Source organism: Rhodovulum euryhalinum (assembly GCF_004342445.1).
GTDB classification, from domain to species: Bacteria; Pseudomonadota; Alphaproteobacteria; order Rhodobacterales; family Rhodobacteraceae; genus Rhodovulum; species Rhodovulum euryhalinum.
Genome location: NZ_SLWW01000009.1, coordinates 24,817 through 40,044, shown reverse-complemented (window position 1 = coordinate 40,044; position 15,228 = coordinate 24,817). Strand labels below are relative to the sequence as shown.

Genomic DNA, 15,228 nt, shown 5'->3' with positions numbered 1-15,228 from the left:
TTGAGATGGCGCTGATTACCCTGCGGCAATTGCTGGATCACGCGGCCGAGCACGGCTATGGCGTGCCGGCCTTCAACATCAACAACATGGAACAGGGCATCGCGATCATGGAGGCTGCCAAGGCCGTTGACGCGCCCGTCATCATCCAGGCGTCGCGCGGGGCGCGCAACTATGCCAACGACATCATGCTGGCCAAGATGATCGAGGCGCTGTCGATGATCTATCCCGACATCCCGCTCTGCATGCATCAGGACCACGGCAACAACGAGGCCACCTGCATGTCCGCGGTCAAGCACGGCTTCACCTCCGTGATGATGGACGGCTCGCTGGAAGCCGATGCCAAGACCCCCGCCAGCTACGAGTACAACGTCGACATCACCGCCCGCGTCTCGACCATGGCGCACTGGGTCGGCGCCTCGGTCGAGGGCGAACTGGGCGTTCTGGGCAGCCTTGAGACCGGTGAATCCGAGGCCGAGGACGGCCATGGCGCCGAAGGCAAGCTGGATCACAGCCAGCTTCTGACCGATCCCGACCAGGCGGTCGATTTCGTCAAGAAGACCAAGGTCGACGCGCTGGCCATCGCCTGCGGCACGTCGCACGGCGCCTACAAGTTCAGCCGCAAGCCCGATGGCGAGATCCTCGCGATGAGCGTGATCGAGGCGATCCACAAGAAGCTGCCCGACACCCACCTGGTGATGCACGGCTCGTCGTCGGTGCCGCAGGAATTGCAGGACATCATCAATTCCTATGGCGGCGCGATGCCCCAGACCTTCGGCGTGCCGGTCGAGGAAATCGTGCGCGGCATCAAGATGGGCGTGCGCAAGGTCAACATCGACACCGACTGCCGGATGGCGATGACCGGCCAGTTCCGCAAGATCGCGACCGAGAACCCCAAGGAATTCGACCCGCGCAAGTTCCTGAAACCCGCGATGGACGCCATGCGCGACCTCTGCAAGCTGCGCCTCGAAGCCTTCGGCACCGCCGGGAACGCCAGCAAGATCAAGGTCATCCCGATGGACGACATGGCCAAGCGCTATGCCTCGGGCAGCCTGGACCCCAAGACGAACTGACACCCCGGGCGCCCGGCCCCGGAAACGGCCGGGCCGCCTGCCATGGAAACGCGCGCCGAACGGAACCCGAACCCTCAGGGAGGATATTACATGGACCAGTCGAACCGCTACGCGCGCCTCGACCTCGATGAGACGGATCTCATCGCGGGCGGCAAGCACGTGCTCTGCGCCTACATCATGCGGCCCAAGGCGGGCTACGGCTATCTGGAGACCGCCGCCCACTTCGCCGCCGAAAGCTCGACCGGGACCAACGTCGAGGTGTCCACCACCGACGACTTCACCCGCGGCGTCGATGCGCTGGTCTACGAGATCGACCCGGCCAACGAGATCATGAAGATCGCCTACCCGGTGGCACTGTTCGATCGCAACATCATCGACGGCCGCGCGATGCTGTGCTCGTTCCTGACGCTGACGATCGGCAACAACCAGGGCATGGGCGACGTCGAATACGCCAAGATGCACGACTTCTACGTGCCCCCCGCCTACCTGCGCCTGTTCGACGGCCCCTCGATGAACATCGCCGACATGTGGCGCGTGCTGGGCCGCAGCGTCACCGATGGCGGCATGGTGGTCGGCACCATCATCAAGCCGAAGCTCGGCCTGCGCCCGCAGCCCTTTGCGGACGCCTGCTACGAATTCTGGCTGGGCGGCGACTTCATCAAGAATGACGAACCCCAGGGCAATCAGGTCTTCGCGCCGCTGAAGGAAACCATGCGGCTGGTCTCGGATGCGATGAAGCGCGCCCAGGACGAAACCGGCGAGGCCAAGCTGTTCTCGGCCAACATCACCGCCGACGACCATTATGAAATGGTCGCCCGCGGCGAATTCATCCTGGAAACCTTCGGCGAGAATGCCGACCATGTCGCCTTCCTGGTCGACGGCTACGTGACCGGCCCCGCGGCCATCACCACCGCGCGCCGCCAGTTCCCGCAGCAGTTCCTGCACTATCACCGCGCGGGCCACGGCGCCGTCACCTCGCCGCAGTCGATGCGCGGCTACACCGCCTTCGTGCTGTCCAAGATGTCCCGCCTGCAAGGGGCGTCCGGCATCCACACCGGCACGATGGGCTATGGCAAGATGGAAGGCGAGGCCAGCGACAAGATCATGGCCTACATGCTGACCGAGGAAAGCGCGCCGGGTCCGTTCTATCATCAGGACTGGTACGGGATGAAACCGACCACCCCGATCATCTCGGGCGGGATGAACGCGCTGCGGCTGCCGGGCTTCTTCGACAACCTCGGCCATTCCAACATCATCCAGACCTCGGGCGGCGGCGCCTTCGGCCATGCCGACGGCGGCACCGCGGGCGCAAAGTCGCTGCGCCAGGCCCATGATGCGTGGAAATCCGGCGTGGATCTGGTGACCTACGCCAAGGAGCACCGCGAACTGGCCCGCGCCTTCGCAAGTTTCCAGAAAGATGCCGACCAGTTCTATCCGGGCTGGCGCGAGGCGCTGGGCGAAGTTCTGGCCGCCGAGTAGAATTCCGCGCGGCGCCGCCCCAGGCGCCGCGCCCCATCACCCCTTCGGGAGGAAACGCAAGATGTTCGACCGTTCCATCAAGATCGCCCCCTCTATCCTGTCCGCCGATTTCGCGAATTTCGGGGCCGAGATCCAGGCCATCGAGGCGCAGGGCGCCGACTGGGTGCATGTCGACGTGATGGACGGACATTTCGTGCCGAACCTCACCTTCGGCCCGCCCGCGGTCAAGGCGTTCCGCCCGCATGTGAAAACCTTCATGGACGTGCACCTGATGATCGCGCCCGTGGACCCCTATATCGAGGCCTATGCCGAGGCGGGCGCCGACCTGATTTCCGCCCACATCGAGGCCGGGCCGCATATCCACCGCACGTTGCAGGCGATCCGCGCGCAGGGCGTCAAGGCGGGCGTCGTGCTGAACCCCGGCACGCCCGCAGAGGCCGTGGCCGATGTGCTGGACCTGTGCGACATGGTGCTGGTAATGACGGTGAACCCCGGCTTTGGCGGGCAGAAATTCATCCATTCCGGTGTGGACAAGACCCGCAAGATCCGCGCGATGATCGGCGACCGCCCGATCCATATCCAGATCGACGGCGGCATCACCCCCGAGACCGCGCCACTGGTGGTCGCAGCGGGCGCCGATTGCCTGGTGGCGGGCTCGGCGGTGTTCAAGGGCGGCTCGGTCCAGAACCCGGGTGTCTATGGCGAGAATATCCGCGCGATCCGCGCGGCGGCCGAGGCGGCTCGAAAAGCCGCCTGAGCGACAGCGGGGGCGCCAGCGCCCCCGTGCCTGACCTAGCCTTCGAAGCGGTCGGCCACCAGCCGGTCGAGCGCCAGAACGCCCCAGCCAGTCGGCCCCTTGGGGGCAAGGGGCGTTTCCTCGGGCGTGCGGGCGACACCGGCGATGTCGAGGTGGATCCAGGGGGTTTCGGGCTTGACGAAGCGGTGCAGGAACTGCGCCGCGGTGATCGAGCCCGCAGACCGCCCCCCGCTGTTCTTGATGTCGGCGATCTGCGACTTGATGAGCTTGTCATAGGCCTCGCCCAGCGGCATGCGCCAGGCACCCTCGCCCTCGGTCGCGGCGGCCTTGAGGAAATCGGCGCAGAAGGCGTCGTCATTCGAGAACACGCCCGCATTGTGATGGCCCAGCCCGACGATGATCGCGCCGGTCAGCGTCGCCAGATCGACCATGGCGGCGGGCTGGAACCGGTCCTGCGCGTACCAGAGCACGTCGGCCAGCACCATGCGCCCCTCGGCATCGGTATTGATGACCTCGATCGTGTCGCCCTTCATCGACCGCACGATGTCGCCGGGGCGCTGGGCGCGGCCGTCCGGCATGTTCTCGACAAGGCCCACCAGCCCCACCACGTTGGCCTTGACCTTGCGCAGGGCCAGCGTGCGCATCACACCCGCCACGACGCCCGCGCCGCCCATGTCCATGGTCATCTCTTCCATGCCCTGCGCGGGCTTGATCGAGATGCCGCCGGTGTCGAACACCACGCCCTTGCCGATCAGCGCGAGCGGTGCGGCGTCCTTCGCCCCGCCGTTCCAGCGCATCACGACGACCTTGGACGGGCTTTCGGACCCCTGCCCGACAGCCAGCAGCGCGCGCATGCCGAGTTTCTTCAGATCGTCCTCCTCGAGGATCTCGACATCGAGGCCAAGCTCATGCATCGCGGCCAGGCGGGCGGCGAAATCGTCGGTGGTCAGCACGTTGGCGGGCTCGTTCACCAGGTCGCGGGTGAAGAACACGCCCTCGGCACGGGCGGCCATCGGCCCGGCCTCGGCGGCGACGGCCTCGGGCTTGGCGACCATCACCTTGACCTTGCCGGGCAGGGTCTTGTCGCCGGTCTTGTGGTCGGAGAAATCATAGGCGCGCAGCGCAAAGCCGAAGGCGATATCGGCCGCGTGCTGGTGCGATCCGGCCAGCACCAGGACATCGGCCGCGCCCTGCCGCTTGGCCAGCGCCGCCCCTGCGCGCCGCGCCTCGTCCAGCGTGGGGCGCTTTTCCAGGCGCACCACGTCCACCGCCTCGGCGGCCAGCCCCGCGGGCCAGGCCAGCGTCGCGGCCTCGGCCGGTTTCAGCTTGCCGAAGGCGTCGCTCGCCGTGAACCGTTCCAGCGCGCCCTTCGTCAGCCGGTTGACCCGCCGCCCCGCCGGGTCAAGCTTGCCATCGGCGCCGACGAAGACCGCGATCCGCCCGGACGCACCGGCGATGGCCTCGAGATCGGTTTCGTCGAATGTGATCGCGACGGGCGTGGTCATGGTGCGGCGTCCTTCCTTGTGCTGTCCTTCGCCCCCTACCTAGTGGCCCGTCCCGCGCTTGGCCAGATAGCAGTTTTCGCCCCCGGGCGATTGGTCTAACGTCCCCACGCGACCGATGATGTCCTGGGGGGACATGTGCCGAGATTCGACCGATACCTGCTTGGGCAGCTGACGATCCTGTTCGGCTTCTTCGCGCTCGTGCTGGTGTCGGTCTACTGGGTCAACCGCGGCGTGTCGCTGTTCGACCAGTTGATCGGCGACGGCCAGTCGGCGCTGGTATTCCTGGAATTCGCCACGCTGTCGCTGCCCAACGTGATCCGCCTGGTGCTGCCGATCGCAGCCTTTGCGGCGACGGTCTACGTCATCAACCGGATGACCTCGGAAAGCGAACTGGTGGTGATGCAGGCGCTGGGCTGCAGCCCGTGGCGGCTGGCGCGGCCGGTGCTGGCCTTCGGGCTGATCATGGCGCTGCCGATGGCGGTGCTGACCCATGTGCTTGTGCCCGCCAGCCGCGCCATGCTGGACGAGCGGAGCGACGAGATCTCGCGCGACATCGCCGCGCGGTTCCTGGTCGAGGGGCAGTTCCTGCACCCGGCCCGCGGCATCACCTTCTACATCCGCGAGATCACGGCGCAGGGAGAGTTGAACGACATCTACCTGTCGGACGCGCGCGACCCGGAAAGGCGGGTCACCTACACCGCACGGCGCGCGCTGCTGGTCGATGGCGAGACCGGGCCGAAACTGGTGATGTTCGAGGGAATGGCGCAATCCTTCCGCGCCGGGGACCGGCGCCTGGCCGCCGCGCGGTTTCAGGATTTCGCCTATGATATCGGCATGGTCATCGACCCCGCGCGGATCCGGCCGCCGCGGCTCGAAGTGCTGTCGACGCCCGATCTGCTGCATCCGACCGAGGCGTTGATCGCCGCCACCGGCGAGCCGCGCGCGGCCTTCCTGTATGAGGGGCACGCACGCTCGGCCAAGCCGCTGCTGGCGGTCGCGGGCGCGCTGATCGGTTATGGCGCGCTGCTGGTCGGCGGGTTCAGCCGGTTCGGGGTGGGGCGCCAGATCCTGATGGCGATCCTGTTGCTGATCGTGGTGAACCTGCTGGACAACGCCGCCTCGGACATCGCACAGCGCGATGCCGCGTTCTGGCCGGTCACCTACCTGCCCCCGCTCGCGGGCGCGGCGATCGGCGCGGCGCTGATCTGGATCGCGGCACGCCGCCGGCGCGTCCGGTGGACCGGCGGCGGGGCCGCGTCGGAGGGCATGGCATGACGCTGCATCTCTACTTCGCGCGCAAGTTCACGCTGACGGTTCTGGCGATCTTCGGGATGTTCGGGGTGATGCTGGTGCTGCTGGACATGGTTGACCAGATCCGCCGCTTCGACATCGGCACGATCGGTCTGGGCGAGGCGCTGCACCTGTCGGCGCTGAAGGTTCCCGGAGAGCTTTACCAGATCCTGCCGCTGATCGTGGTGCTGGCGACGGTGGCGCTGTTTCTCGGGCTTGCGCGCACATCGGAACTGGTGGTCACGCGCGCGTCAGGGCGGTCGGCGATGCGGGCGCTTGTCGCGCCGGTGCTGACGGCGCTGGTGCTGGGGGGGATCGCAGTCGCGCTGATGAACCCGATCGTGGCGGCCACGTCCAAGAAATACCGGATGGTCACCGACCGCTACAAGACCGGCGAGACCAGCGTGCTTTCGGTCAGTTCCGAGGGGCTTTGGCTGCGCGAGGGCGGCCCCGAGGGCCAGATGGTGATCCGCGCGGCGCGGGCCAATGCCGGGGGCACGCGGTTCCACGATGTCACCTTTCTGGCCTTTGGCCCGGACGGCAGCCCCGCCTGGCGGATCGAGGCGGCCGAGGCCGCGCTGACGCCCGGCGGCTGGGAGGTGCGGACGGCCAAGCGGTGGAACTTTGGCGGCGACACGCCCAACCCCGAGGCCGCCGCCACCGAGGCCGAGCGGCTGGTTCTGCCCTCGGACATGACTGCGGACCGCATCCGCGACAGCTTTGCCCAGCCCTCGGCCATCGCGATCTGGGACCTGCCGGCCTTCATAGCCTCGCTGGAACAGGCGGGTTTTTCGGCGCGGTCCCACCGGGTCTGGTTCCAGATGGAACTGGCGATGCCGCTGGTGCTGGCGGCAATGGTCCTTCTGAGCGCCAGCTTCACCATGCGGCATACCCGTTTCGGTCGGACCGGGCAGATGGTGATGCTGGCGCTCGGGCTGGGGCTTGGGCTATTCTTCCTGCGAAATTTCGCGCAAGTCCTGGGCGAGAACGGGCAGATCCCGGTGGCGCTGGCCGCGTGGAGCCCGCCGATGGCGGGCATCCTGTTTTCGCTGGGACTTCTGCTGCACCTGGAGGATGGCTGATGCGGCGTGCCCCCGCCCCCCTTGCGGCCCTGGCCGCGGCGTTGATCGCCGCGGGCGCGCTGGCGTCCGGCCCGGGCCTGGCGCAGGGCACGGCAGCGGACAAGCCCCCGGCCGCGACCCTGATCGCCGACCGGGTCAGCGTCGGCGCGTTGAACGAACTGGTTGCCGAAGGCAATGTCGAGGTGCTGTACGGCGAGGCGCGGCTGAGGGCCGCCCGCGTCGTCTATGACCGGCAAGGCGACCGGCTGAGCATCGAGGGGCCGATTACCCTGACCACCGGGCCGGACACGGTGATGGTGGCCGACAGCGCCGAGTTGTCCCCCGACCTGACCGAGGGCATCCTGCGCTCGGCCCGGCTTGTGCTGAACCGACAGTTGCAGATCGCCGCCGCCGACATCCAGCGCGTCGCGGGCCGCTATACCCGGATGGGGCAGACCGTGGCCTCGGCCTGCCGGGTCTGTTCCGAAAGCGAGGTACCGCTGTGGCAGATCCGGGCAAGTCGGATCATCCACGATCAGCAGGAGTTGCAGATCTATTTCGACAATGCCCGTCTCGAGGTGATGGGCGTGCCGGTGTTCTACCTGCCGCGCCTGAGGGTGCCCGACCCCGCGCTGAACCGGGCGAGCGGGTTCCTGACGCCCAAGTTCCGGGTCACCAACCAGCTGGGGACCGGCATCAAGATCCCCTATTTCCTGACGCTCGGCGACCACCAGGACCTGCTGATCACGCCCTATGTCTCGACCAGCCGGACACGGACGCTGGAACTGCGCTATCGCGGCGCCTTCCGCAAGGGCGACATCGCGGCGACGGGCGCGATCTCGCGCGATGACCTGATCGAGGACGAGACGCGCTACTACCTGTTCGCGGACGGCGGTTACGATCTGCCGCGTGATTTCCGGCTGGATTTCGGCATCGAAGCCGTGTCGGACCCCGCCTACCTGCTGGACTACGACTATTCCGACAAGGACCGGCTGAAAAGCGGGCTGTCGCTGACGCGCGCCCGGCGGGACGAACTGATCACCGCCGACCTCGCCTATCTCGAGACGCTGCGCGCGTCCGAAAGCAACCGCACGATCCCGTCGATCGTGGGGGATGTCACCTATCGTCGCCGGATGGAACCGCCGGGCATCGGCGGGATCGCCGGGGTGACGCTGTCGGCGGATGGCCTTTACCGCCGCTCGGACGATCCGCTGGACGGGACGGATTTCGACATTTACGGCGATGGGCTCGACCTCGGGCGTATCTCGGCCGGGATCGACTGGCGGCGCGACTGGGTGCTGGACAACGGCATGCTGCTGGGCGTCGAGGGGGCGCTGGACATCGACCGGTTCCACATCGCCGACGATGCCGCCTTCGCGGGCAGCCGCACCCGCACGACGCCCGCGGCGGCGGTCGAACTGCGCTGGCCCCTGGTCAAGGCGGGCGCGGACGGCGCGACCCACGTGCTGGAGCCGGTGGCCCAACTCGCCTGGAGCCGCGAAGACAACGGCGCAATCCCCAACGAGGACAGCGTTCTGGTCGAGTTCGACGAAGCGAACCTGTTCTCGCTGACCCGCTTTGCCGGCGAAGATGCGCGCGAGGCGGGCCTGCGCTTCAACCTGGGCGTGGGCTGGACACGGCATGACCCGGCCGGCTGGTCGCTGGGGCTGACGGTGGGGCGCATCTGGCGCGAAGAGAACCTTGGCCAGTTCGCCGCGGGATCAGGGCTGGACGGGCAAAGCTCGGACTGGCTGGCCGCGCTGGAACTGGACCTGCCGGGCAACCTGAGCCTGTCGAACCGGGCGCTGTTCGATGACGGGTTCGACTTTACCCGCAACGATCTGCGGATCGACTGGTATTCCGACCGGGTGGAGCTTGGCTCGAACCTGCTCTGGGCCCAGGCGAACCCGTCCGAGAACCGCCCTGACGACCGGTCGGAATGGGTGATGGACGCGGCCTACCGGTTCCGCGACAACTGGACCGGCAAGGCCGACTGGCGCTACGACTTCGTCGCCGAAGACGCCACGCGCGCCGGTATCGGTCTGGAATACCGCAACGAATGCGTCACGGTCGATCTTTCCCTCTCGCGTCGGTTCACCTCGTCGACTAGTGTGGAGCCGAGTACGGATTTCGGCCTCACGGTGTCTCTGGCGGGCTTTGGCGCGCGGGGCGACGGGGCGGGCCTGGCGCGGCGTTGCGCCCGGTTCTGAGAGCAGGAAGAAGACGGAGGAACGGGATGATCCGACGGATGGGCCTTGCGGCCGCGGCCGCGCTGGCGCTGATCGGGGCCGGGATGGCCGCCGCACAGCAGGGCGGCCCCTTCGCGCCCCGGATGATCGTGAACGACAAGACGATCACCAATTACGAGGTCGAACAGCGCATCCGCTTTCTGCGGCTCCTGGGCAACCCGCCCGAGATCGAGAAGATCGCGCTGGAGGGACTGGTCGACGACCGGCTGCGGGTGGCCGAGGCCAGCAGGCTGGGGATCACGCTGGAGGCCGAACAGATCAAGGCGGGGATGGAGGAATTTGCCGCCCGCGCCAACCTGACGGCGGATCAGTTCGTGACTGCGATCAGCCAGGCAGGTGTCGCGGCCGAGACCTTCCGAGATTTCGTCGAGGCGGGGCTGGTCTGGCGCGAGGTGGTGCGCGCGCGCTTCGGACCCCGCGCCCAGATCACCGAGGCCGAGATCGACCGCGCGCTGGCGGTCACGTCGCCGCAGGTGGCCGCGGCAGCGGCACAGGTGCTGCTGGCCGAGATCGTGCTGCGCGCGGACAGTCCGCAACTGCGCACCGAGGCCCTGCGCCAGGCCCAGCAGATCCGCGCCTCGATCCGCGACGAGGGCGATTTCGCCGCCGCCGCGCGGCAGTACTCCGTGTCGAAAACCCGCGCCGAGGGCGGGCGGATGGGCTGGGTGCCGCTGTCGAACCTGCCGCAGGCGCTGGCCAGCCGGGTTCTGTCGCTTGGCCCGGGCCAGGTCTCGGACCCGGTGGAGTTGCCGAACGCCGTGGCGCTGTTCCAACTGCGCGCGATCCGCGAGGGCGGGCCGGTCTCGCCCCGGGCGGTGTCGGTCGAATACGCCCGCCTGCGCATCCCCGGTGGTTCGCTGGCCGAGGCGATGCGCCTGCGCGCCCGGGCAGACACCTGCGACGATCTGTATGGCGTGGCCAAGGGCCTGCCCGAAGACCGGCTGACGCGCGAGGTGCTTCCGGTATCCCAGGTGCCGAAGGACGTGGCGCTGGAACTGGCCCGGCTCGACGAGGGCGAGGTTTCCTATGGGTTGTCGACGCCCGACATGGCGGTCGTGCTGATGCTGTGCGGGCGCACCCCCGATCTGGGCGAGGGCACCGTGGACCGCGAGACGGTGCGCCGCCAACTGGTCAACCAGCGGCTTGGCGGCTATGCCGAAAGCTATCTGGCCGAGCTTCGCGCCGACGCGATCATCCGCGAACCATGACCGACCTGCCGATCGCGCTGAGCTGCGGCGAGCCCGCGGGCATCGGCCCCGAGATCGCCGCCAAGGCGTGGGCGGAACTGGGGGCGCGGCTGCCGTTCTTCTGGATCGGCGATCCCGGGCACCTGCCCGAGGGCACGCGCTGGGCCGAGATCCACATCCCCGAGGATGCGCTGCATGTCTCGGCGACCGCGCTGCCGGTGCTGCGGCTGCCCTTTCCCGACCCGGCGGTGCCGGGCCGCCCTGCGGCGCGCAACGCTGCCGCGGTGATCGAGGCGATTGCGCGCGGCGTGAGCCTGGTGCAGCAGGGCCGCGCCGCCGCGATCTGCACCGCGCCGATCAGCAAGCAGGCGCTGAAGGAGGGCGCCGGCTTTCCCCATCCCGGCCATACCGAATACCTGGCCCATCTCGCGGGGGTGGACAGGGTGGTGATGATGCTGGCCTGCGACAGCTTGCGCGTCGTGCCGGTAACGATCCACATTCCGCTGGCCCGGGTGCCTGCGGCGCTGGATGCGCGCTTGCTGGAAGACACGATCCGCATCACCCATGCCGCGCTGATCCGCGATTTCGGGATCGAGGCGCCGCGCCTGGCAGTCGCCGGGGTGAACCCCCATGCGGGCGAAGGCGGAACCATGGGCCGCGAGGAGATCGACCTGATCGCGCCGGTGCTGGACCGCCTGCGGGCCGAGGGGCTTCGCCTGTCGGGGCCCCTGCCGGCGGACACGATGTTCCACGAGGCCGCGCGCAAGGGCTATGACACCGCCATCTGCATGTATCACGACCAGGCGCTGATCCCGATCAAGACGCTGGATTTCGCGGGCGGGGTGAATGTCACCCTTGGCCTGCCGTTCATCCGCACCTCGCCCGATCACGGCACCGCGTTCGATATCGCGGGCCAGGGCCGCGCCGACCCGTCCAGCCTGATCGCGGCCCTGCAGCTGGCCTGGCGCATGGCGCGGGCGCGGCGGGTATGAGCACGATCGACGGGTTGCCACCGCTGCGCGCGGTGATCGCGGCGCATGGGCTGTCGGCGAAGAAGGCGCTGGGACAGAATTTCCTGCTGGACCTGAACCTGACCGCCAAGATCGCCCGGTCGGCCGGGGACCTGACGGGCGCGGATGTGCTGGAGATCGGGCCGGGGCCCGGCGGGCTGACCCGCGGTCTGCTGGCCGAGGGCGCGCGCCATGTGCTGGCGGTCGAGAAGGATGCGCGCTGCATGGCCCCGCTGGCCGAGATCGCCGCGGCCTGGCCCGGGCGGCTGGAGGTGGTGAACGCCGACGCGCTGGAGATCGATCCGCTGGCGCGGCTGACGCCGCCGATCAAGGTGGTGGCGAACCTGCCCTACAACGTGGGCACCGAATTGCTGGTGCGCTGGCTGACGCCGCCCGACTGGCCGCCCTTCTGGCAGAGCCTGACGCTGATGTTCCAGCGCGAGGTGGCCGAGCGGATCACCGCGCAGCCGGGCGGCAAGGCCTATGGGCGGCTGGCAATCCTTGCGCAATGGCGCTGCGAGGCGCGGATCGTCATGCGCCTGCCACCCGAGGCGTTCACGCCGCCGCCCAAGGTGGCCTCGGCGGTGGTGCAACTGACCGCCCTGCCCGCGCCCCGCTTTCCGGCCGATCCGGGTGTCCTGGAACGGGTGGTCGCCGCGGCCTTCAACCAGCGGCGCAAGATGCTGAGGGCCAGCCTGAAGGGGCTTGCCCCCGACATCGAGGACCGGCTGCGCATGGCTGGCATCGCGCCCACCGACCGGGCCGAACAACTGTCGATCGAGGCGTTCTGCGCACTGGCCCGCGTGCTGGCCAGCTAGCGAAGGTGGCGCAAACCGAGAGCGGAGGCCTCTCGCGGACGCCCCTGAGGGCAGCCCGCAGGGATCGTCACTCGGCCGCGGGGGCCCGCGCCTCGCCCTCGCCGCCCTCGCGGGCCTTGGGCACGCGCGGCTTGCGCGGCCGGCGCGGCTTTTCGGCGGGGGTCTCGGCCGGTCTTTCGGCGACGGTGCCGAGGGGGGTCTCCTCCGGTGTCTCGACAAGCGTGCTTTCGCCGTCGTCGCCGTCCAGGTCGATGACCTCGGCGCCGCCATTGCCGCGCTGCGCCCCGCCCTCATCAGCGAAGGATTCGCGCCGGGGCTGCTGGTCGCCGCCCTCGGGACGATCGTCCTGGCGGGGACGGTCGCGGCCCTGCATCGCCTCCTGCTGATCGCGCCGGGCATCCATCTCGCGCTGGGCCTCGCCCAGAAGACGGGTGTAATGCTCGGCATGCTGCTGGAAGTTCTCGGCCGCAACGCGGTCGTTGCCGAGATGGGCGTCCCGGGCCAGCTGGTTGTACTTGTCGATGATCTGCTGCGGCGTGCCGCGAACCTTGCCCTCGGGACCCGAACTGTCGAACACCCGGTTGACGATATTGACGACAGAGCGCTGACGGTTCGACTTGGAGCGCGAACGTGACTTGGATGGTCTCATGCGATTACTGGTATCCAGCCTTGTATTGGCGTCTTCGGAACGGCGCCGCACCGCCTTGGCGGCACAGCCGTTGCCGAATCCTGTCTGCCGACCTTTGTCTGGCTTGTTCTGCGCGGGAACGCCGATCGGTAGTAACCCGCTGCCCGTAACCGGGCCTGCGCGGCCCTGAGTAAGCACGCCGCTTGCGCGCTGACAAGGGGAAAATACACCAATTGCGGCGTTTTGGCGAGTGCTGCGCGCGGCGCGCCACGCATTTCCGCTAGTTTCCCGGCGCCGCGGCGCGAGCCTCGACAGCGCGGGGCCTGTCATCCAGATCGGCATGCACAGCCATGATTTCAAGCCCGGACGCCCCCAGGATGCCGCAGACCGCCTCTGACTGCGTCGGCCCGATCTCGACGATCAGCCGCCCGCCCGGCCGCAGGTACCCCGGCGCCCCGCGCGCGATGGCGCGATAGGCCGACAGCCCGTCTGCCTCGTCGGTCAGCGCCCGGCGCGGTTCGTGGGCGAGTTCCGGGGCCAGGCCGGGCATCTCGTCCACGGCAATATAAGGCGGATTCGACAGGATCAGATCGAACCGGCCGGCCAGATCGCCGAACCAGTCGGAGCAGACGAAATCCGCCGTGGGGATGCCCAGCGCCCGCGCATTGTTGCGCGCGACCGCCAGCGCCGGTTCGGAAATGTCTGCGCCGATGCCCGTGGCACCGGGACGTTCGGCCAGCAGAGTCAGCAGGATGCAGCCCGACCCGGTGCCCAGGTCGAGCACGCGCGCGAACGGCGCTGCCAGCGCCGCCTCGATCAGCGTCTCGGTCTCGGGGCGCGGATCCAGCACATCGGGGGTCACGCGAAAGCTGCGGCCAAAGAACGCGCGCGTGCCGGTGATATGCGAGACCGGTGCGCGCGCCGCGCGCCGGGCGAGCGCGGCGTCGAAGCGTTGCGCCGCCTCGGGCGGCAAAGGATCGGGCAGGATCAGCGTCAGGCGTCCGGGGTCGATCCCCAGCGCATGGGCCAGCAGGCGGCGCGCGTCGCGCGGGGCGTCGGGTATGCCCGCATCGGCCAGGCGCCGGACGGCCGCGGCCAGCGCCTGCGATCCGGTCATGCCTCCATCTCGGCCAGCATGGTGGCCTGGTCGTCGGCGATCAGCGCGTCGATCACCTCGTCCAGATCGCCCTGCATGACCTGATCGAGTTTGTAGAGCGTCAGGTTGATCCGGTGATCCGTCATCCGCCCCTGCGGAAAGTTGTAGGTGCGGATCCGTTCCGACCGGTCGCCCGAGCCGACCTGCGACTTGCGCGCGGCGGCACGGTCATCGGCGGCCTTCTGGCGTTCCATGTCGTAAAGCCGCGCACGCAGGACCGCCATGGCGATGGCGCGGTTCTGATGCTGGGACTTCTCGGAACTCGTCACCACGATGCCGGTGGGGATATGGGTGATCCGAACCGCCGAATCGGTGGTGTTGACGTGCTGGCCGCCTGCCCCGCTCGCGCGCATGGTGTCGATGCGGATATCGGTGGCGGGAATGTCGATATCGACCTCTTCGGCCTCGGGCAGCACCGCGACGGTGGCGGCCGAAGTGTGGATGCGCCCGCCCGATTCCGTTTCGGGCACGCGCTGGACGCGATGCACGCCCGATTCGTATTTCAGCCGGGCAAAGACCCCCTCGCCCTGCACATTGGCGACCACTTCCTTGATCCCGCCGAGTTCCGTCTGGGATTCTTCGAGAATGGTGAATTTCCAGCCGCGGGCCTCGGCATAGCGCTGGTACATCCGCAGAAGGTCACCGGCGAACAGCGCCGCCTCTTCGCCGCCGGTGCCCGGGCGGATCTCGACGATGGCGGGGCGGGCGTCGGCGGCATCGCGCGGCAAAAGTGCGACGCGCAGGGCCTGTTCCGCCTCGGGCAGGCGGGCCTTCAGCGCGGGCAGTTCCTCTTCGGCCAGCGCGCGCATCTCGGGGTCGGCCAGCATCGCCTCGGCCTCGGCGATGTCGTCGAGCAGGTGCATGTAGGCGGCGATCTGGTCCACCACCGGTTTAAGTTCTGCGTATTCACGGCCGACCTGCGCGAAATCACCGCCCGCGCCGTCGGCGAGCTTGGCTTCGAGGAACTCGAAGCGGCGGGTGATCTGGTCAAGCTTTTCGATGGGAACCATGGCGCTCT

13 protein-coding genes are annotated in these 15,228 nt (G+C 68.6%); 9 read left to right on the top strand and 4 right to left on the bottom strand.

Annotation, left to right across the window (positions count from 1 at the left end):
* Positions 1-5 precede the first annotated feature (5 nt).
* From fba to rpe, 3 genes are all read left to right on the top strand, one after another.
* Positions 6-1,070 (top strand): class II fructose-bisphosphate aldolase, encoded by a 1,065-nt coding sequence (gene fba, locus EV655_RS11965; protein WP_132545140.1) that lies wholly within the window; start codon positions 6-8, stop codon positions 1,068-1,070.
* A gap of 90 nt (positions 1,071-1,160) precedes the next feature.
* Positions 1,161-2,549: a ribulose-bisphosphate carboxylase gene (locus EV655_RS11960; RefSeq protein ID WP_132545138.1), complete on the top strand. Its 1,389-nt coding sequence runs from the start codon at positions 1,161-1,163 to the stop codon at positions 2,547-2,549.
* A gap of 61 nt (positions 2,550-2,610) precedes the next feature.
* Positions 2,611-3,306, top strand: coding sequence for a ribulose-phosphate 3-epimerase (gene rpe, locus EV655_RS11955; RefSeq protein WP_132545136.1), 696 nt, complete (start codon positions 2,611-2,613; stop codon positions 3,304-3,306).
* Positions 3,307-3,341: 35 nt separating this feature from the next.
* On the opposite strand, the gene EV655_RS11950 is transcribed toward rpe, so the two are convergent.
* Entirely contained in the window at positions 3,342-4,811 is a 1,470-nt protein-coding gene (locus tag EV655_RS11950) for a leucyl aminopeptidase (protein ID WP_132545134.1), read from the bottom strand.
* 135 nt (positions 4,812-4,946) lie between these two features.
* Here EV655_RS11950 and lptF point away from each other — a divergent pair, with 135 nt between their 5' ends.
* The 6 genes from lptF to rsmA are packed head-to-tail and all read left to right on the top strand — an operon-like array spanning position 4,947 to position 12,426.
* Complete coding sequence (lptF, locus tag EV655_RS11945) at positions 4,947-6,086, top strand: LPS export ABC transporter permease LptF (RefSeq protein WP_132545132.1); 1,140 nt, start codon at positions 4,947-4,949, stop codon at positions 6,084-6,086.
* On the top strand, positions 6,083-7,183 hold the full coding sequence (gene lptG, locus EV655_RS11940) for an LPS export ABC transporter permease LptG (RefSeq protein ID WP_132545130.1): 1,101 nt from the start codon (positions 6,083-6,085) through the stop codon (positions 7,181-7,183). Before lptF ends, lptG begins: the two co-directional genes overlap by 4 nt.
* Positions 7,183-9,372 carry an LPS-assembly protein LptD gene (locus EV655_RS11935; protein ID WP_132545128.1) on the top strand — a complete coding sequence of 730 codons (2,190 nt, stop codon included), beginning with the start codon at positions 7,183-7,185 and terminating at the stop codon, positions 9,370-9,372. The genes lptG and EV655_RS11935 overlap by 1 nt, the downstream gene beginning before the upstream one ends.
* Positions 9,373-9,398: 26 nt before the next feature.
* Positions 9,399-10,619 (top strand): peptidylprolyl isomerase, encoded by a 1,221-nt coding sequence (locus tag EV655_RS11930; protein WP_132545126.1) that lies wholly within the window; start codon positions 9,399-9,401, stop codon positions 10,617-10,619.
* Complete coding sequence (pdxA, locus tag EV655_RS11925; protein WP_132545124.1) at positions 10,616-11,590, top strand: 4-hydroxythreonine-4-phosphate dehydrogenase PdxA; 975 nt, start codon at positions 10,616-10,618, stop codon at positions 11,588-11,590. Before EV655_RS11930 ends, pdxA begins: the two co-directional genes overlap by 4 nt.
* Entirely contained in the window at positions 11,587-12,426 is an 840-nt protein-coding gene (gene rsmA, locus EV655_RS11920; RefSeq protein ID WP_132545122.1) for a 16S rRNA (adenine(1518)-N(6)/adenine(1519)-N(6))-dimethyltransferase RsmA, read from the top strand. Before pdxA ends, rsmA begins: the two co-directional genes overlap by 4 nt.
* A gap of 67 nt (positions 12,427-12,493) precedes the next feature.
* Here rsmA and EV655_RS11915 read toward each other — a convergent pair whose 3' ends face one another.
* The 3 genes from EV655_RS11915 to prfA all read right to left on the bottom strand — a co-directional run bounded on the left by EV655_RS11915 (position 12,494) and on the right by prfA (position 15,220).
* The gene (locus EV655_RS11915) at positions 12,494-13,075 is read right to left on the bottom strand and encodes a DUF4167 domain-containing protein (RefSeq protein ID WP_132545120.1); all 582 of its coding nucleotides are present in this window, start codon (positions 13,073-13,075) and stop codon (positions 12,494-12,496) included.
* Positions 13,076-13,334: 259 nt separating this feature from the next.
* A complete protein-coding gene (gene prmC / locus EV655_RS11910; RefSeq protein ID WP_132545118.1) occupies positions 13,335-14,171 on the bottom strand; it encodes a peptide chain release factor N(5)-glutamine methyltransferase in 837 nt (278 codons plus the stop codon).
* On the bottom strand, positions 14,168-15,220 hold the full coding sequence (gene prfA, locus EV655_RS11905) for a peptide chain release factor 1 (protein ID WP_132545116.1): 1,053 nt from the start codon (positions 15,218-15,220) through the stop codon (positions 14,168-14,170). The genes prmC and prfA overlap by 4 nt, the downstream gene beginning before the upstream one ends.
* Between the last annotated feature and the right edge of the window lie 8 nt (positions 15,221-15,228).